At 41.9% G+C, this 19,275-nt stretch carries 12 protein-coding genes and 2 pseudogenes; 7 read left to right on the top strand and 7 right to left on the bottom strand.

All coding sequences use genetic code 11. From position 1 onward, the window contains the following. Positions 1 to 455 precede the first annotated feature (455 nt). Both H6G41_RS36255 and H6G41_RS36260 read right to left on the bottom strand, forming a co-directional pair. Positions 456 to 662: pseudogene (locus H6G41_RS36255) on the bottom strand (hypothetical protein); the annotation flags it as partial. A gap of 65 nt (positions 663 to 727) precedes the next feature. Then, positions 728 to 1,147: pseudogene (locus tag H6G41_RS36260) on the bottom strand (pyridoxal-phosphate dependent enzyme); the annotation flags it as partial. A gap of 138 nt (positions 1,148 to 1,285) precedes the next feature. On the opposite strand from H6G41_RS36260, the gene H6G41_RS27755 reads away from it, so the two are divergent. Continuing rightward, positions 1,286 to 4,846, top strand: coding sequence for an AAA-like domain-containing protein (locus tag H6G41_RS27755; protein WP_190750674.1), 3,561 nt, complete (start codon positions 1,286 to 1,288; stop codon positions 4,844 to 4,846). 90 nt (positions 4,847 to 4,936) lie between these two features. Here H6G41_RS27755 and H6G41_RS27760 read toward each other — a convergent pair whose 3' ends face one another. From H6G41_RS27760 to H6G41_RS27770, 3 genes are read right to left on the bottom strand one after another with little or no spacing between them, the layout of a single operon-like run. After that, positions 4,937 to 6,130, bottom strand: a complete 1,194-nt coding sequence (locus H6G41_RS27760) for a PD-(D/E)XK nuclease family protein (protein ID WP_190750676.1) — start codon at positions 6,128 to 6,130, stop codon at positions 4,937 to 4,939. A 25-nt stretch (positions 6,131 to 6,155) separates the two neighbouring features. After that, positions 6,156 to 7,433: a tetratricopeptide repeat protein gene (locus H6G41_RS27765; protein ID WP_190750678.1), complete on the bottom strand. Its 1,278-nt coding sequence runs from the start codon at positions 7,431 to 7,433 to the stop codon at positions 6,156 to 6,158. Then, entirely contained in the window at positions 7,426 to 8,268 is an 843-nt protein-coding gene (locus H6G41_RS27770) for a peptidoglycan-binding protein (protein ID WP_190750681.1), read from the bottom strand. Before H6G41_RS27770 ends, H6G41_RS27765 begins: the two co-directional genes overlap by 8 nt. 269 nt (positions 8,269 to 8,537) lie before the next feature. Here H6G41_RS27770 and H6G41_RS27775 point away from each other — a divergent pair, with 269 nt between their 5' ends. After that, entirely contained in the window at positions 8,538 to 8,714 is a 177-nt protein-coding gene (locus H6G41_RS27775; RefSeq protein ID WP_190750683.1) for a DUF4278 domain-containing protein, read from the top strand. 30 nt (positions 8,715 to 8,744) lie between these two features. Beyond that, positions 8,745 to 8,963, top strand: coding sequence for a hypothetical protein (locus H6G41_RS27780; protein WP_190750685.1), 219 nt, complete (start codon positions 8,745 to 8,747; stop codon positions 8,961 to 8,963). A gap of 4 nt (positions 8,964 to 8,967) precedes the next feature. On the opposite strand, the gene H6G41_RS27785 is transcribed toward H6G41_RS27780, so the two are convergent. Beyond that, entirely contained in the window at positions 8,968 to 12,795 is a 3,828-nt protein-coding gene (locus H6G41_RS27785) for an NB-ARC domain-containing protein (protein WP_190750687.1), read from the bottom strand. Positions 12,796 to 13,013: 218 nt separating this feature from the next. Here H6G41_RS27785 and H6G41_RS27790 point away from each other — a divergent pair, with 218 nt between their 5' ends. Continuing rightward, positions 13,014 to 13,910 carry a pyridoxamine 5'-phosphate oxidase family protein gene (locus H6G41_RS27790; RefSeq protein WP_190750689.1) on the top strand — a complete coding sequence of 299 codons (897 nt, stop codon included), beginning with the start codon at positions 13,014 to 13,016 and terminating at the stop codon, positions 13,908 to 13,910. A gap of 206 nt (positions 13,911 to 14,116) precedes the next feature. Here H6G41_RS27790 and H6G41_RS27795 read toward each other — a convergent pair whose 3' ends face one another. After that, positions 14,117 to 16,162, bottom strand: coding sequence for a calcium-binding protein (locus H6G41_RS27795; RefSeq protein ID WP_190750691.1), 2,046 nt, complete (start codon positions 16,160 to 16,162; stop codon positions 14,117 to 14,119). A 444-nt stretch (positions 16,163 to 16,606) separates the two neighbouring features. Between H6G41_RS27795 and H6G41_RS27800 the strand changes: the two genes are divergently transcribed. The 3 genes from H6G41_RS27800 to H6G41_RS27810 all read left to right on the top strand — a co-directional run bounded on the left by H6G41_RS27800 (position 16,607) and on the right by H6G41_RS27810 (position 19,275). Beyond that, positions 16,607 to 17,005, top strand: coding sequence for a hypothetical protein (locus H6G41_RS27800; RefSeq protein ID WP_190750693.1), 399 nt, complete (start codon positions 16,607 to 16,609; stop codon positions 17,003 to 17,005). 38 nt (positions 17,006 to 17,043) lie between these two features. Then, complete coding sequence (locus H6G41_RS27805) at positions 17,044 to 17,793, top strand: MinD/ParA family protein (protein WP_190750695.1); 750 nt, start codon at positions 17,044 to 17,046, stop codon at positions 17,791 to 17,793. A 66-nt stretch (positions 17,794 to 17,859) separates the two neighbouring features. Then, positions 17,860 to 19,275: an AAA-like domain-containing protein gene (locus tag H6G41_RS27810; RefSeq protein ID WP_190750697.1), complete on the top strand. Its 1,416-nt coding sequence runs from the start codon at positions 17,860 to 17,862 to the stop codon at positions 19,273 to 19,275.

Below are 19,275 nucleotides of genomic sequence, written 5' to 3' on the forward strand. Positions count from 1 at the left end.
ATTTAGCTACAAAACATCCCTTATTTACACTGTTTAACTTCAAAGCAGACGACAAGTGTATAGATTCTTCATGCATAGATGAGGGGGAGAAAAGGGGTTGCTCTCGGCAACCCCTTTTCTCCCCCTTAAAATGATTATCATTCTTGAGAAAACCTGTCTCTTGTTTTTCTTGGAATAATTTATTCTTTGGAAGTCCCTTATTCCAACCCTACCTGATTTGAATTCAGTGGGGTGTTTATTTCACCTAGGAGTTTTATTGAAGTATTGTTGCCTGGTTTTGCAGTTTTCATAAAACTTGATATTAGTCAGACGTAATTGAGATGTGGTTAAATTTCTTTGTCAGGTCTATGTTTTGGGCGTTACGGTTCCGGTTGAGTTCCGATTTACTTCCGGAACTCAGCTAACTATATGCATTCTGTTGCAACAAGACGGTTAAGGAAAATTTTCCACAAGCGTTAATAGTTTTGTGAAGTAGAGTTTAGGTACTCTTGTCTGTGGCGCATCATCATTTCAAGCACGATGGCACTGGCACTACTTATTACGTCTGTGATCGCTTGAATTAAAAGTTTAAGTTCGATTGGTTTAGCGATATGTTGCTGAAATCCTGCCGCCATTGCCTGCTGATAATTAATTTCTCCGGCATCAGCAGTAAGTGCGATCGCTGTCCAATTTGTAACCCTGCATAGACCATTGCACCTGTGGAAATACCACTGAGGATGCCTTCTATTTGGGCTAATTGTCGCCCTGTCTCGTAAACTTGAGTCTCACTGACTGTGACAATTTTATCGATTAAATCGACTCGCAAGACATCAGGAATAAACCCTGCCCCAATACTCTGTAAATTATGTTTGCCTGCAAGTTGACCACTTAGCACCTCACTATTAGCCGGTTCGACGGCAATTATTTGGATGTAGGGATTTTGCTATTTGAGATAGCTTCCAGCACCTGTGAGAGTGCCGCCTGTACCTACACCTGCTATTAACACGGCAATGTCACCATCAGTATCCTGCCCAATTTCTCGCCCAGTGGTGTCGTAATGGATTTTGGGATTGGCGGGATTGCTGAACTGATGGGGTGAGAAAGCAGCTATTTTTATTTTGCCAAACCTGCTGATATTGCCGTGAAAATGCTCAACTTGCAAAGCCAAAGCTGCGTTTTTTTCAAGTTAAGTCAAAAAAACCTTAACTTTTCTACATCGACACAGAAGGCTAGAAGCTCTATAAGTATGACAGTCAACTTTATGATGCAATGCATCAATTGAGAATTTTCAGGCAGAGGATTACCCGTGCAAAAGCTTACTTCATCCTATGAATATCAAGTTGGCGGTCGCCTCAGAGTTGATGCACCCAGCTATGTAGTACGAAAAGCTGACGAAGAACTCTACAATGCTTTAAAGGCAGGTGAGTTTTGTTACGTTCTCAATTGTCGGCAAATGGGTAAATCTAGCTTGCGAGTACAGGTGGCGAAACGTCTACAAGAGGATGGTATTGCTTGTACAACGGTTGACCTGTCAGGTATAGGAAACAGCAACATCACTGCTGACCAATGGTATGCAGACATCATCATGCGGCTGGTGCGAAGTTTTCGGCTTTCTACTGAAATTAATGTCCGCAATTGGTTAGGAGAAAGACAAGACCTGTCACCAGTTGGTCGCTTGGCTGAATTATTACAATCTGTTTTACCTGACTTGATTCAGCAGCAGATTGTGATTTTCTTTGATGAAATTGATAGTACTATCAGCTTACCATTTAATACAGATGATTTTTTTGCTTTGATTCGTTCTTGCCACGAACATAAACGCTTTACTTTTGCACTCTTAGGAGTAGCTACACCGTCAGATTTGATTAGCGATAAAACTCGCACACCTTTTAATATTGGACGCGCAATTGAGTTAAATGGGTTCAATATTGCAGAAGTTCAAGCATTAGAAATAGGGTTAGCGCATAAAGTAGAAAATCCCCAAGCAGCACTGAAGGAAATACTTGCTTGGACAGGAGGTCAACCATTTTTAACTCAGAAACTCTGTCAATTATTAGCACAGCATTGGCATGGGGGAACAGGAGAACAGGGAACCCTTTCTGCAATAGAATCGCCTTTCCTCAAGAAACTGATGCAGGAGATATTGACCCCAAGTGAGGCGATCGCTGACCAAGTTTCTGCTATAGTGCGATCGCATATTATAGACAATTGGGCTTCCCTGGATGAACCACCTCATTTAAGAACAATCCGCGACAGATTACTGTGCAACGAACAACGCGCCAGCAGACTATTAGGGCTATATCTACAAATATTACAAAATGGTGGTGTACCTGCTGATGATTCCCCAGAAAAAATTGAATTACTGCTATCGGGATTAGTTGTTAAAAAACAAGGTAGCTTACAAGTTTACAACCGCATCTATCAAGAAGTTTTTCATATTGAGTGGGTAGAAAAGCAATTAAAGAAATTGCGCCCCTACGCCGATTTAATTAATGCTTGGGTGAAATCAAATTATCAGGATGAAACCAACCTACTACGAGGACAAGCCCTCAAAGATGCTCAAGCTTGGGCGAAAGGCAAAAGTTTGAGTAACATGGATTATCGCTTTTTAGCCGCTAGCGAGGAACTAGAAAAACGCCAAGTACAAAGTGCGCTGATAGCATCTCAACAAGCAAATCAAATCCTCCTCAACGCCGAACAGCAAGCGAAACAAACGATTCGCCGGGGAATGATGGGGTTATCGGTGCTGTCTGTTGTCGCTGTGACTCTCTTGGGAATTTCAGGTTTACTTACATGGCAAACTGCACAACAAAAGCGACAAGTAAGCTTGGGTGAGATTAAAGCCTTAACTCTCTCATCAGAAACAGCTTTTGAGTCTCATAATACCTTTGATGCTTTACTCGAAAGTCTGAAAGCTGGTATCAAGTTAAACCAGATGGGATGGGAAAATGCAGATACAGATTTAAAGGTGCAAGTAGAAAAGACTTTACGCCAGTCTCTCTACTGGGTACGGGAACGTAACCGTTTAGTAGGACATGGGGATGTAGTTACACGAGTGAAATTTAGCCCCGATGGGCAAAAGTTAGCTAGTGCCAGCTGGGACAAAACCGTAAAAATTTGGCAGCGTGATGGTAAATTATTGCACACTCTGCGTGGTCATACAGATGCAGTATGGAGTGTGAATTTTAGTCCCGACGGTAAAATGTTAGTTAGTGCCAGTCGAGATAAAACCGTGAAAGTCTGGCGGGTTGAGGATGGTAAAGAAATTATCACCCTCAATAATCAAGATTGGGTAGCCTGTGTCGGATTTAGCCCTGATAGCAAGATAGTGGCATCAATGGAATGGAATGGGACAATGAGACTCTGGAACCTACAAGGACAGGAGTTAAAATCTTTTCGTACCCATAAAGCCCCAGCTGTTGCTATCCATTTCAGCCCCAAAGGAAATATGATTGCTACCGCCAGCCGGGATGGTACGGCGAAGGTTTGGAGTTGGGATGGCAAAGAATTGTTGAGCCTGGGAGGGCATCACAATTGGGTAATGTACGTGAATTTCAGCCGGGATGGTAAAAACCTGGTGACAACGAGTCGAGACAAGACTGCAAAAATTTGGGATTTAAACGGTAAAGAATTGGCGACACTGCGCGGTCATACTGATACTGTTGCTAGTGCAGTATTTAACCGTGACGGTCAAACTATCGCTACAGCCAGCTGGGATAAAACCATTCGACTCTGGAACCGCAAAGGTGAGGAATTGCAAGTTTTTCGCGGACATACCGATGCTGTTTGGGGTGTGAATTTAAGCAAAGATGGAAAACTTCTAGCTAGCAGTGGCGAAGATGGGACGGTGAGATTGTGGAATATGGAGAACGGGGAAGCCGGAAAATTCCAATCCCTAAGTTTCAATCTTGGTGAAGCTGCTGCTGGAAGTGTTAGTTTTAGTCCTGATGGTAAAATTCTGGGTACGACTGGTCGTTACACAATGGCGAAACTCTGGAACCGTCAAGGACAGGAATTAGTGACACTTAACAGTCATAGCGATACCCTTAGAAGTCTGCAATTCAGCCCTGATGGTCAAACTATCGCTACCGCCAGTCGAGATAAAACCGTCAAACTGTGGAATTTATCTGGAAAAGAAATAGCAACTTTGCGCGGACATCAAGCAGATGTCAGAAGCGCAACTTTCAGCCCCGATGGTAAAACCGTTGCTAGTGCTAGCTGGGATACAACAGTTAAACTGTGGAATTTGAATGGTAGAGAAATCATGACTTTGCGCGGACATCAAGCCGGTGTGAGAAGTGTAAGTTTCAGTCCTGATGGACAAATTATCGCTACCGCAAGTGAAGATGGAACTGCTAAACTCTGGAATCGGCAAGGTCAAGAATTGGTAACACTCAAAGGACATCAAGCGGGGATACAGGCTGTAAGTTTCAGTCCTGATAGTCAGGTTATCGCTACAGCTAGTAAAGATAAAACTGTGAAACTCTGGAATAGAGAAGGTAAAGAAGTCTTAACTTTGCGTGGACACAGGGGTGAGGTGAATGCTGTAAGTTTTAGTCCGAATGGAGAAACTATTGCTACAGCCAGTGAAGATATGACAGTTAAGCTGTGGAACCGTAAGGGAGAAGTGCTGCAAACCCTTGCAGGACTAGATGCTGGGGTTAAAAGCGTGAGTTTCAGCCCAGATGGTCAGGTTTTGGCTTCCTCAGATTCCCTGGGTAAAGTCACTCTTTGGAATTTAGATTTTGATTCCAGTCCAGAGAAATTGTTGGCACAGGCTTGTAATTGTATGAGGGATTATTTGCAGAATAGCGCAGATGTTAAGGAAGATGAAAGGGGTTTATGCGTAGGCGTAGCCCGTCGTTGACATCGCATTACCAAAAACTCTCCTTAATTTAGCAGATGAGGCGATCGCTAAAATACTCTATTAAGATATGTGTCACTTTTAAACAATTTATTAAACAGGAGAAATACCCTTTCTGGCAAGAGGATGAAGACGATTTGTTAAAGCTTCTAATTCACCACCAGCAAGCAGCAATTCAATAACTTCACGACCTTGAGAGATAAATTTGTCAACTTGCTCTTCAAAAGTTATAGTACCTCGTACGACCTCAGCTAGAGGTTTTCTTAAATGTAGATTATGCCAAGGATTTGGTCTAGTTGCTTCAAATCTGTGATCGTGAAAATCCCATGTACCAGAATTCTCTTTCAATCTTGAGCGCAGTTTAGTATATTCATCAGAATTAAAAAACTCTTTTTCAAATTGCTCCCACTTTTCAATATGAAAAGCTAAAATTAGACAAAAATCTGGGCCTAGATGAAAATTTGAAAGTTGCACGCGATGATCAAAACCATCTATAAGAGTACCAATAAATATACCTGGAAACCAAGCATCTAAAATATCTAATCCTAATCTTCCCCACTGATATTTCACTGGTACACAGGGAATAGGCGCATCTTTGTTAAATCCAATTTTTTCTGCTATCCAACGCCAATCAGCTTCAGCAGCACGTAATGTTATGTTTTTTAGGTTAGGTAATAGTGATTGAGCAGGTAAATAAGAAACTATACTTTCATAAGAAACTGGTGCTGCTGGTCCTAAATTCTCCTCAGCAAGCATATCTATAAAATCACGAACCAGGCTATCATCGGATTTTCTTTCTAACCAATGTTTCAAAAACTTATATAGATCACTCCAAGTCAGAGCTAAATCAGGCTGTTGTCCATGTTGTCGAGTTAATCCAGTAATTAGAATTAATTTATATCCTTGTGACCATTTCAAATTTGCTTCTGCATATTCACGATATTTATCTAATTGACCTAGATGTAAATATGACCATACCTTGTGTTCAAATATTAAGGCAAATTGACCAAAATCTGCCACCATATCTATTTGTCCACCAGGGAATGTATGTTGTGTTTTCCACTCAGGTAGTAGATGAGTTAGAGGAAGGGGTTCTGGTAATTTTTGATTGAGATAATCTAGAAACTCACGAGCCAGCAACTTCTTATTTCTCAGAAGCCAAGCAAAACCTTCAGTAATAAAATTCTCAAGTGGATCAAGTTCTTGGCTTTTAGGATATTTACGCAATGCGCTAAATAAGCTATCTGACACCCCTGTATCCTCCATAATTTTAAAGGTGTCTAGCATAGCATAGAGACTAAGTAAATGCTAATTACTTGTGCTTAAAATTAGCTTCTGCTGTTGTGATATTTTCTAATCGTCTTCTTGCCAGAATTACCCAACGGTAATCAAATGTGGTATAGCTAGCTGCATGATTTACACAGGTTGTAGATTGAGCGATCGCACTTTTTCTATCCTTTTGTATCTCCAGTACCTTGGCAAATATACAATTCGCTTCCCATCGCTGTTGATTACTAGGTTGTTTTTGGTTAAGGGCGATCGCACTTACTAAATTTTTTCGTGCCTCTGGATGACGATTCTGCTCAACCTGCACCCAACCGAGATTTGTCAGTAACGAATATCGGGTGGCAAAATTATCAGCTTTGACTAAATCTAAACCTCGTAAAAAGAAACTTTCCGCCGTCAAGTAATCTCGATCGCCAAGATACAAGCGACCCAGATTATTGTAAGTCTCAGCGTTATTTCCAGGTAAAGCCTGCATATAATGAGTCCGGGCGTTAGGCAAATTCTCCAAATTCTCGTAGGTTTTACCCAGCAGGAGATGAGCATCAAAATTACCAGAATCAAATGCGATCGCTTGCTTTAAATCCTTTTTCGCCTCGGTAAATTCAGCTTTGGCAAAACTCTGCAACCCAAGTTGATAGTAGTATTTACCTAACTGGGGTAATGAATTTTGCAAATAAATCGCTCCTAGTAATAACAGTGCCGAAATACCGAAAGATACTTCACTACAGTAACGCTCAGGTAACTTCAGTTGATGCAACAGTTTTTTTAACTTCTCTCGTCCGGATTGCGTCAGGCTACCAAAAACTAGCAACGCAACCGCCCCATTCCCAACCAATCCAAAGGTTGTCAGCAAATCCAGCCCACTGACAATAAATTGCGAACTGAACATTGTTAAAAAACTGACCACAGCCGTAAGATTAATGGTTGTCAGCCCATCCCAAATCGCATCAAAGCGATTCCAAAGATCTGGTTCATCCTGTTCCAAAAACCACCACCAAGCTTCTGCTGGCGGATGAATGCTGCTGCGCCAGTCTTTGAGTTGTCCAGCTTTGATAATCTTGTTGGCTTGAGCCTTCAAACGCCTATCCAACTCCATGAGTTTAGTAACTTCATCTGGGGGTATTCGAGTCACCTTCAACATCAGTTCTGCGTGAACTGCATCCCGCGCTAACAAAACAGCTAAGGCTTGCTGTGCCGATACGTCTGATTTTAGCTCCTCAATAGCTTGCAGGTAATCATTGAGGACATGGCTGATTTGAAGATTATGACCATTTTGTGAGGTTTTATCAACAATATTAGTCATTCTCAAGTCCTAATTCTTGGAGTGTCATCGGGCCGACAATTCCATCCACAGCCAATTTCTGAGTCGCCGCCTGAAATTGCTTGACAGCTTGCTCAGTTTCGGAATCAAATATTCCTGTTACTTGGAGATTGATTTGGGTAATTTTCGCTCTCAGCAATGCTTCTTGTACCTTAGTGACATCATCACCTTGTAAGGGAGGAGACTGAAGTCGTAGGGTGCGCGGGAACTTCAGTTTAAAACCATCTACCGGAGAATTTGCTAAACGCGCTTCCGTTTGTGGCCCGAAGCTACCATCTTCTACTATGAGGTCGTTGGGATTATACTGATTCCACAAGCGTTGAAATGCACTGATACCAATTTTGCCCAAATTTCGCCTGGTTGCAGCTGGAAGCCTGTAGTCGTAGTGAGGAAAGTCAAAATCTCGCCCCAAGCGAATCCAGTTATGGGGCTGAAAAAATCGTTCCCACCCATCGGGATCTTCAATATCTAATGCCAACCCACTTTCATGATTACTAGAACCTGGTAAAGCCGCCGCCGTAATGCCAAACAGCTTACGCTCAAACTGTTTTCGTAGCAAGTACTGTTGAGCAACTGTGCGATAGACCGAGTTTACAACTAGTTTAGTACCCCGTTGCTTGAGTGCTAATCGGAGTGATTCTTTGGCTGCTGGTTGCACAAAGGGATTGATTTGATTTCCAGTCACGTCTATATTGAGGTCGCTGAAGTCAACTAAAACATTGGGCGAGATTGAGTTCATAACTGCAATGATTTGCAGGCTCAGACCTCTGACTAAACCTGTGTCACCTTTTTCAATTACATCTTTTACTTTCAGCATGGTTGATTCTCCAAGACAATTTCTTTATAGAATTTGTCTATTCAACAGTCGATACAGAAAAGTTAAGGATTTTGCTCGCTGGTGGATACCAAAAACAATTCGATTTATGGTTAATCTCAGGAATTACAACTTATAAGTGGAACTAATAGTTAGTGAAAAGTTAAGTCTGGTTGAGCTTCTAAAACTGCATAACTTTTATATATCGACTTAAATTCAGGTAAATATTATTGTGATCACAGTAAACGCTAGTCAATCACAGAGATTAACTTATGCTATTGTCTTATCGTGGTTTTAATTATCAAGCAAGCACCGCCTTATTACCTAAGAAGCAAGATTTTACCACTGCAAAGTATCGCGGAGTTAGTTACGAGATTGTCAAACATACAACAATTAAAACTCCTAGCAAATCTCAGCTTAAATATCGCGGTGTTACCTATATTGATTAGCAGTAAATAAAAAAATGTAGGTTTTGAATAATGATGTATTTACAACTAGCTGTTCAAGCTCAAGTTCTGCCGAGGAAACAAAATGATATTGCGATAAATCCGCTAACAGGATATTTATTCATTTCTCTACCGCTAATTGTACTTTTAGTAATTACTGGCTATCGCAAGTGTCAAGCGCAAATTGTCCGCCAACGAATTGCCAAGTTAGAAAAGCTGTGGCTTTTAAATATTCCAGAAAAAACTTCCTAAACTTCTAAACTACAGCACCCAAAGATTGCAGCGTTAAAATCGTCGCATCGGTTAACCCTTTCACGCCAGTAATATTCATCCCCTCATAAAGCCGTTTCGCCCGCAAAATCTTGATACACTTGCCCGTTTTTACATCCCAAATCCTCACGGTTTGGTCTTGAGAACCACTGGCTACGACTTCCCCATTTGGACTAAAGGCTACAGAAGATACTAAATGTGTATGCCCAACGCAGACATGGCGACATTCTCCTGTGTTGATATCCCAAATTCTTAGAGTTTGGTCATGGGATGCGCTAGCAATGGCATTACCATCAGGACTAAAGGCAACGGCAAATACCCAGTTTGTATGTCCAATCAGTGTTTTGAGGCATTTACCAGTGTTAAAATTCCATAGTTTCACTGTTTGGTCAGTGCTACAAGTAGCGATGATTTTTCCATCGGGACTAAAGATGGCTGAATATACGCGGCTGTTGTGTCCTTGTAATGTGCTGATGCAATTACCTGTGCAATAATCCCACAATTTTACCGATTGGTCAGCACTGGCGGTAGCTAAAACTTGCCCGTCTGGACTCCAAGCAATTCCTATGATTTTATCGGTATGTTCGCTCAAGGTTTTGAGACATTGACCTGTGCTAATATCCCATAGCTTGGCTGTACAATCGGCGCTACCAGTGGCAAGTATTTTATTTTGGGGATGAAAAGCAACGGCATATAGCCAATCTGTATGTCCCAGTAAAATTTGGAAACATTGACCTGTGCTAATATTCCACAGTCTCACTGAAGAATCTGTACTTGCACTTGCCAAAATTTGTCCCTTCGGGTGACGCTCCTTCGTCGCTAACGCTGGCGCTAACGACAGTTTGCTTATGCCGGGGAACCCGTCCACCGCAACTGTCTCACCATCTGGACTAAAAGCAATTCCATAAATAAAATCTGTATGCCCTTCTAAGCTTCTAATGCAATTGCCACTTTGCCAATCCCACAGCTTAACTGTTTTGTCATTACTACCACTGGCTAAAATTCGCCCATTAGGACTAAAAGCTACAGGCAATGCCCAATCTGTATTACCGTACCAAGTCTTCAAACATTGACCAGTAATAGTATCCCACAGTCTAACACTTTGGTCTAAACTGACACATACAAGTGTGTGACCATCTGGGCTGAAGGCGACAGAACAAACTTCGTTGGTATGTCCATGTAGAGTTTTGATGCAAGTATGGGTTTGACAATCCCAAATTTTGACAGTGCGATCGCCACTACCACTGACTAAAATTTTACTATCAGGACTATAGGCAATGGAGTAGACGCTGTTAGTGTGTCCGGTGTAAGTTTGCAGGCATTCACCTGTATGATAATTCCAAATTTTAATTGTGCGATCGCCACTGGCACTAGCTAGGGTTTGCCCATCTGCACTAAACGCCACCGAACGCACCCACCCTGTATGTGCTGTCAAAGTTCTCAAGCATTTACCTTGATGCACATCCCACAATTTAATTGCGCTATCAGCACCGCTACTAGCTAAAGTTTCACCATCTGGACTAAAAGCAACGCAACGCACCCAATCTGTATGTCCTGTAAGTGTTTGCAAGCAAGTACCATCGTGGATATTCCAAATTTTAACAGTGCGATCGCCGCTTGCACTAGCTAAGATCCCCCCAACCCCCCTTAATAAGGGGGGCGAAGGGGGGATCGGATGAAATGCTACACAAAAGACCTCATGCTCATGCCCAGTCAACGTTTTTATACAAACACCATCTCGAACATTCCAAAGTTTAATATTCTGGTCAGCACCGCAACTCGCTAGGATTTCCCCGTCTGGGCTAAACACGACAAAGCGCACCCAGTTAGTGTGTCCTTGGCAAATCAGCAATAATTTACCTGTTTTTACCTCCCATACACGAACATGACAATCGGTGTCGCAAGTAGCTAAAAGTTCACCATCTGGACTAAAAGCAGCAGATAAAATATTACCTAAAGTTTCAGTAAAAACACAGTGAGATAAATTTGAATCCGCAAAATTCACATCATGCAGGTTTACGCCCTGAAGATAAGCTTGCCATACAGTTAAACCCGAAAAGTCAAAGCCAGTCAGGTCAATTTGTGCTTGATACAGCAGATTTAAAGCATTTCCCCCACCATAGCCCGTTACTTGAGGAGACTGATTACGTAGGTTGGAGAGAATTTGAGTTAGACAATTAGCTATATTTTCCAAACAGCCCACTTCTGTAATTAATTTATCGATAATGGGCTGAAGAATCAGACTAATTTGCGTCTCCCGTACATAATCTTTAGCTTGTGCCTTAATGAGTGCATGACTTGTAAATAAGGGAGTAGGGGAAAAAGATTGCTTTTCTATTCCCCATTGCCCGATTTCCTCACAAACTTGCTCAATTAACTGATTACTGACATACTCCATCACCACAGGTTGCTGAGTAAAGCCACCGGCATTTTTTTCAATTACAGAACGCCTTTGCAGTGACGAGAGTGATTCTAGCAATTCGCGGGGTGGGATATGAGCGACAAAATCTGCTTGTAACTCGGCTAAAGAAATAGGTTCGCGGTTAATGGCTAACCAGTACATAATCTCCCGTTCCAAAGCTGTGAGACGATGGAATTGTTGGTCAAGCAAGTCACGAATATCATCAAAGATGAATGTACTTTGCTGAGAAATTTCTAGAAATTGGGAAACATCGCCATCAAAAAAGTCGCGGACAGAAGAGGCTACAATCTTGAGAGCCAGAGGATTACCACCGTAGCGAGAAATTAAAACTTGCCATTGGTCTGGGGAAGCAGTAAAGTTACCTTTAACGTTAAATAATTCCCGCCCTTCGGTTTCTTGTAAACCTGTAAGTTGCAGAGAACGCACAGGCAAACTATCACCTTCATACTTAGCGAGTCCTTGGGGTTTTTCCCGTGAAGTAAGAATTAAACAACTTTGGTGAGAAGTTTCTGCCACACATTGCAGAAGTTGACTGTAACCTTCACATCCTGCACGATAACGACCAGTGCGATCGCCTGCTTGTAAAATTGATTCAGCATTATCCAGAATAATTAGACAGCGCGACGAACGTAAATATTTGAGTAGCAGCGAAATTCTACCGTTTAACTGAGTTGCTAAATTTGTTTCCTGCTGTTCAGAAAAAAATTGAATCAATTCAGCCAAAATATCTTCCACTGGTGGCGCGTTTCGGAGACTACGCCAAATTATGTACTGAGGCGACTGGGAAGATAAGGGAGATGAGGGAGATAAGGGAGATGAAATTCTTTCTTGTCCCTCTGTACCCTTCTCATCTCTGCTAGCAATAATTTCCTGCGCCAGCTTCACAGAAAGCGTCGTTTTACCAATTCCACCCATTCCCAACAATGTAATCAAGCGACAATTTTCCTGCGTCACCCATCGCTTAACAGTTTCCAGTTCTTCACTCCGACCATAAAAAATCGATACATCCGGTGCTTCACCCCAATCTGCAATAGGATGAAGCGATAGCGCAAATTCTTCTCCTCCTTGTCTCCCTTGTCTCCCTTGTCTCCCTTGTCCCCTTGTCTCCTTGTCCCCTTCTGCCTTCTCTTCAACCACCTCTTCCCAATTCAGCCCCAGCACTTGACAGTAGGCCTTAAACGCCTCAGAATTAATCGCCTGCTTTCCCGCCAAGAAACGTTTCCAAGTACCTTCTGATATCCCAACAGCGAGAATGCCTTTTTCTTTCCAAGAGACACCTAAAACTTCACTGGCTAACTCTATCCATCTAAAATCATCAACAGACCAACTCTTTTGACTTCTAGCTTGTTTAATTCTTGCGAGTCCTTGTTGAGAAGCTTTGAGAGTAGCCACAATTTTTGAGTATGTCCTGGTATATCTGAATCATTTATAGATATATTTGCAGAACTGTAATGTTGATTGCAATACCATAAAATTATGCGATCGCCAAGATCAGTTATCTTAAACGCAATCAACCCAAAACTGATCTTGGAAAGTTCGGATTATATGACGAATATTTAATAAATGTATAGAAAGTCTACAATTTCATTTCTTAATTACGAATTAGTAAAATGTCTTTCCATTCTGGAGAAATTAGAGTCCAAACTCAAGCGGGGGTGAGAGACGAGGCGCAACGTCTGTGTCACGTCATCAGCAGCACAATCAAGCCATCTGCTCAAGAATTCCTTCGCACGCAACAATTAGCAGTTGCAAGTACAGTGGATGTAAACGGTAAAGTCTGGGCATCTTTATTAACAGGACAACCTGGTTTTGTACAAGTATTGGATGAACAGAACTTACAGATTAATGTAACCCTCATACATATCGCTCCCATACACCAAAATTTACAAAATAACAATAATATTGGCCTATTAGTAATTGATTTAGCAAACCGCAGGCGTTTACGTTTAAATGGCAAATCAGATGTAAATCAAGAGAAGATAAAAGTACAAATTCAACAAGTATTTTTTAACTGTCCTAAATACATCCAGGTACGTCACATAGAAAAAGCTGTGACTAATTCATTAGCAAAACCTGAAGCTTTTATTAGAGATGCTTTGAGTGAGACAAATCAACTTTGGATAGCCCAATCTGACACATTTTTCATCGCCAGTTATCATCCAGAAAGTGGGGCTGATGCTTCCCACCGCGGGGGCTTTCCGGGTTTTGTGCAAGTTGTGAATAGTAATAAACTTGTGTTTCCCGATTACTCTGGTAATAATATGTTTCAGACCTTTGGTAACTTGATTGTGAATCCCAATGCAGGTTTATTGTTCATTGATTTTGCTCAAGGTCACACATTGCAATTGACTGGAACAGCAAAGGTAATTTGGGATGCTGAGAGATTAAGTGAGTTTGCCGGCGCACAACGTTTAGTAGAGTTTGATATTGAGCAGGTGTTGGAAATTAGAAATGCTTGTTCTCTGCGTTGGAACTTTGGCGAATATTCTCCTGTGAATCCTGGATGAAAAAGTAATTACTTAGGTCAGTAGCATTTAACAAATCGCTAACAGCAGTTGCTCATGGAGGAGACCCCCAAGACCGTACTGCTTCACCATCTGCTCTTTGCCTTTTTATAACGACAATTTTTAACAACAAACTTAAATATAATAAAGCGATCGCAGTAGTTAACTAGCGATCGCCAAATTCACCGTTATTCAATCCAAAATTGTTTCTAAGCAAACAAGAACTGCGCAGTATTACCAGCCGCTAAATTCACTCCAATATTGTTGCTGGTGAAGCCAGTCACGCCACGCAATTCAGCCAGGACTTGACCGGAACCAAACCCGCTATTGCTTTCGATACCATCGCTGAGGCGGAAGGAAGTGCTATTACCCTGAACCACCACATCAATCGCCTCAATTCCTTCAAACTGGAGTAAATCACCGCCACGGCGATTAAACTGATGGATGACATCGCTACCATCGCCACTGCGGTAAATGACGGTATCGACATCACGGTCATGATTGAGATACAGGGTATCATTACCTGCATTACCAATCACGATGTCTACACCAACTCCAGCATAGAGGCTGTCATCACCATCCCCACCACGGAGGATATCATCACCACTCAAGCCGCGAATGATGTCATCACCACCTTGACCATTAATTACATCGTTGGAGTTGGCAAAGCCGCGCACATCGTTGTTTAAATCGTTGAGAAAGGTGACAGTGTTAAGCTTCCATGCCTTGTTTTGGGTGGAGTCTGCATCAAACACATCGATGCTGTCTTGAAGTTGGGTATCGCCAGCAAAGACAATGTTACCAACTTGTCCGTGTTGTCCACCGGGAATGGTTAAGTTATCCAGATTTTCTAGAGCAAAATCTTTCAGGATGACTTTGGTATCATTCACCCCTTCAAAACCGACTTCTAAATCAGAACCAACTTGAGTCAGCAGCAAATTTTTAGCGATTAAATCGTCTCCCTTGAATACCAATTCATCAAAGGTAGAGAGTACTTCTTCTGATGGGTTACTGCCGCGACCGACACCCGTAAAATCTTCAACGACAATGGTTCCATCACCGCGATTGACCTTGACTGGATAAATGTTGCCATTGGGATCTCCAGTTGATGCCGTGTTGTTGGTGAAAGTGACAACGTTGTTTGAGAGAATAGTGCTACCAAACTGCCCGAAGAAAGCGCCACCTCGCCCCTGTCCATTTTGATGACCTGTTCCGCCAGTGGCAGAGTTGCTGATAAAGGAACTGTTCGTTACGGTGAATCGCCCCCCGTCGGTCACAAACACAGCTCCCCCTAAACCGGCACCGCCGCCGCCCCGTCCGCCAAAGCCTCCTGCTCCAGGACTATCACCTAAAAAGGTAGCGCTACCGCTGCCACCCGCACTCCCGGCACCGCCGTTCCCAGCAAAAGCCCCTCCCGTGCCTCCGTTGCCACTAGAACCACCCCCTCCAACCCCTCCCAGTAGGACGTTGGCACCACCACCGCCGCCGCCACCACCGCCGCCACCACCACCACCAAAACCACCATTGCCACCATTCCCACCACGAGCACCATCTGCGCCATTAGAACCACCAGCACCATCTCCGCCGTAACCACCACCACCACCGCCACCACTCCCGCCGCCGGTACCATAGTTGCCATTTCCCCCGCTGGTTCCCGCCCTTGCGCTAACAAGGTTGTTGAGAGTAAAAACGCCGCCCTGTCCCCCCAAACCACCACTACCGGGGACGGCACGAAATATAGTCCCCCCACCGGCACCGCCCCTAAAACCAGATTGACCAGACTGAGAGTCATTGCCTCCGCGTCCGCCATCCTGGAGGTTGAAGCCGCCATTGCCACCCACGGCTCGGTTAGCAACAAAGCTAACTCGATCGACGGTTACATCACCGCGATTGATAAACAGAGCGCCGCCAGCCCCTAAACCACCGCCACCACTCTTTTGGCCATCTCCACCATAGGCATAGCCGTTATAGAATCCCAGATTAGAAAAGGTGGCTGTGCCCTGATGATGTACGGTAATAATTTGGGTACGGTTTTGTCCACTAAACCCACTGGTGTTAGCACCATTGCCTTGAAAGGTAATCCTTCCAGAATTGGCAGTAATGACGATCGACTGGTTGAGTTGGGCAATGCCATTCAAATTAATGGTGTCATCACCAAAAGAGTTAATTGCCTGGGTAACCGCTTCGCGTAAACTTAATTGCCCATCATTGGGGTCAACAACATCGTCAAATCGAGTTACTGTCAAGATTGCCATTTGAATTGCTCCTAAATTTACTTGTATGGTTATGTTTTGCAATTGCACGTTAAGCAATGCCCTGGAATGACAGTTGCAGTGAACTGCACCATGAAGAGCATCAAACGTGCTTATAGGATTTGAAAATAAGAGTGCGCTAGGAATCCCTTGCTATTGGGGTTGTGGATTTCGCGATCGCTAATCTTGTTATATGGGTTCAAGCTTGCTGAAGCAATATAGAAAAGTTAAGGACTTGCTTCCATCTGTGCGACTTAACTTTTATGGGAGCGATGTCTTACGACAAGCCGCTTTGGGTCTACGCGCAAACACATAAAAAGTATTTTTTGTCAAGACCAGTTTTTCAAGTGTCGCTTTGCTAAAAAACTGATCTTTTATTGGGTGGTGCGATCGCGTAATCCTAGAAAGATAAAGATCCGCACAATGCCAACACAGGCGTTAATAACTATGCCGCAAAATCCTCTTGATATCGGTATCGAAGCAGTCCCCAGCAAAATTATTAGCTTCACTGCGTTTAAGAATGCAGCGAATAACAATATTCTCATGCCTTTGAGGAAGGATAAGGTAAAACACAAGGCTAAGTATGACTCGCAAGATACTCAAGAGAGTTTAAAAGCGGAAGTTGCGGCTTTGCAACAGGAATTGGCAATTGTCAAGCAGCAGAAAGCCGAATTAGAAACTCTATTAAAACAGCAGGAAGAGGCGAGAAAAATCCAAGTTCAAGAGATGCAAATCGAGATTGATTTAAATAAACTTGCACATCAAATAGCAGAAATTACTCAAACTGATTACTTTCAACAATTGCAAATAGAAGTTGAATCCCTTCGCCATACCAAAATACCTTAATTACAAATTACGAATTACGAATTACAAATTAATATTCTATGTCTAAAATTATTGCAATTCACTCATTCCGGGGTGGAACTGGTAAATCTAACTTAACAGCAAATTTAGCAGTAACAATGGCACTGCAAGACAAGCGAGTTGGAATTGTAGATACTGACCTGCAATCTCCTGGTATTCATGCTCTATTTGGTATTGATGAAACAATTGCATGTAAAACCTTGAATGACTATTTATGGAATCGTAGTTCCATTGCTGATACCGCCTATGATGTTACTTCTTTTCTAGCAATTTCTCAAGGTAAGATTTTCCTTATACCTTCTAGTATAAATGCTGACGAAATTGCTAAGATTCTCAGCGAAGGATACAACGTTAGTTTACTTAATAGTGGATTTCAAAGATTAATTCAAGAGTTAGAGTTAGACTACTTATTTATTGATACCCACCCTGGGTTAAGCCGAGAAACTTTATTATCTATAGCTATTTCTGACTTGTTAATTGTAATTCTTCGTCCAGATCGCCAAGACTTTCAAGGCACAGCAGTTACTATTAATATCTCTCGTCAATTGCAAGTTAGCAATATGATGATGATAGTTAATAAAACTCCAAGCCGCATGGACTTTTCTTCGCTACAGCAAAAAATAGAGAAAACTTATAATGTTCCAGTCGCAGGTATATTTCCGCTTTCAGAAGACATGGCACAACTCGGTAGTAGTGGATTATTCTGTTTGCAATATCCTGACCATTCCTTTACTCAAATCTTGCAACATTTAGCAGATAAAATCAGTTAAAAATTTAAAACTCAATACTAAAATCATAGAAATATTTAGATAAATTCATAAAGTAACCATAAGACAATGACTGAAAATGTTCAAGAACAAGCAATAACATTTGAAACTGCTTTAAAAGTAGCAGATGAATCCGTATTTGCCAAACATAAGAGACATTTAAAAAATATTGAAGTAGCTGTATTACGGGGAGCTTTACAAGGTCAAAAGTATGACCAAATAGCCACAGAATGTGACTATGCTCCAGAGTATATCAAGCATGATGTGGGGCCAAAATTATGGCAGATACTTTCATCTAGTCTAGGCGAAAAAGTCAGTAAAACAAATTTGATGGCTGTTCTCGCACAAAGAGTATCTGAAAAATTCAAAATTGAAGATTATTCTTCATTTTCTAGTCCACACTCCTCAGTATCCAATCCCCAATCTCTTGAACTAGAGTCACCAGTTGGACTGATACCATTGGATTCTAATTTGTATGTAGAACGTCCTCCGGTGGAATCTCGCTGTTATGAAGAAATTACTAGATCGGGGGCATTAATTCGCATTAAAGCACCTAGCCAAATGGGTAAGACTTCTTTAATGGTAAGAATTTTAGCTCATGCTAAACAGCAGAATCCTACGGAAGTACGTACTGTAGCTTTAAGCTTACAGCGAGCAGAACGTTGTATTTTTAATGACTTAGATAAATTCTTGCGTTGGTTTTGTGCTTCGATTACTCGCAAGCTTCAGTTACTCCATAAAGTTGAGGATTATTGGAGTGAAACTTTTGGCAGTAAAAGCAACTGCACCGCTTATTTTGAAGACTGTTTGCTGCCAGATATTAATGGGGTTTTGGTATTAGCTTTGGATCAAGTTGAGGAGGTATTTTTACACCCAGAGATTGCCGATGATTTCTTTACATTATTACGTTCCTGGTATGAAGAAGCAGCTTATGGAGATAGCGGTAATCCTCTGTGGCAAAATTTCCGTTTGGTTATTGTTCATTCCACAGAAGTATATATTCCTCTAGATATTAATAAATCACCATTTAATGTGGGTTTGGCAATTGAATTGCAAACATTTACACCTTTACAGGTATTCAATTTAGCCCGACTTTATAGAATTAATTTATCTGAAAATGAATTATCCGAATTGATGCAGCTTGTGGACGGACATCCATATTTAATACAACAGGCTTTATATCATTTATCGCAGCAAGATTTGAGTTTAAAGCAGTTAATCGAAACCGCAGCTACAGATGCAGGTATTTATAGTAATCACTTGCATCGCCATTTAAGAAGCTTACAAGAACATCCGCAATTAGCAGCTGCGTATGGGGAAGTAATCCATTCATCAAATCCTGTAGAGTTGGAACAGATTTTAGCATTTAAGTTGCACAGCATGGGGTTAGTCAAGCTGCAAGGAAATCAGGTGATATCTAGTTGTGAACTATATCGAAAGTATTTTGAAGAAGCTTTACGACCAACCACTATACGTAATATGTAG

The sequence above is a fragment of the Tolypothrix sp. FACHB-123 genome, assembly GCF_014697075.1.
Classification (GTDB): domain Bacteria; phylum Cyanobacteriota; class Cyanobacteriia; order Cyanobacteriales; family Nostocaceae; genus Aulosira.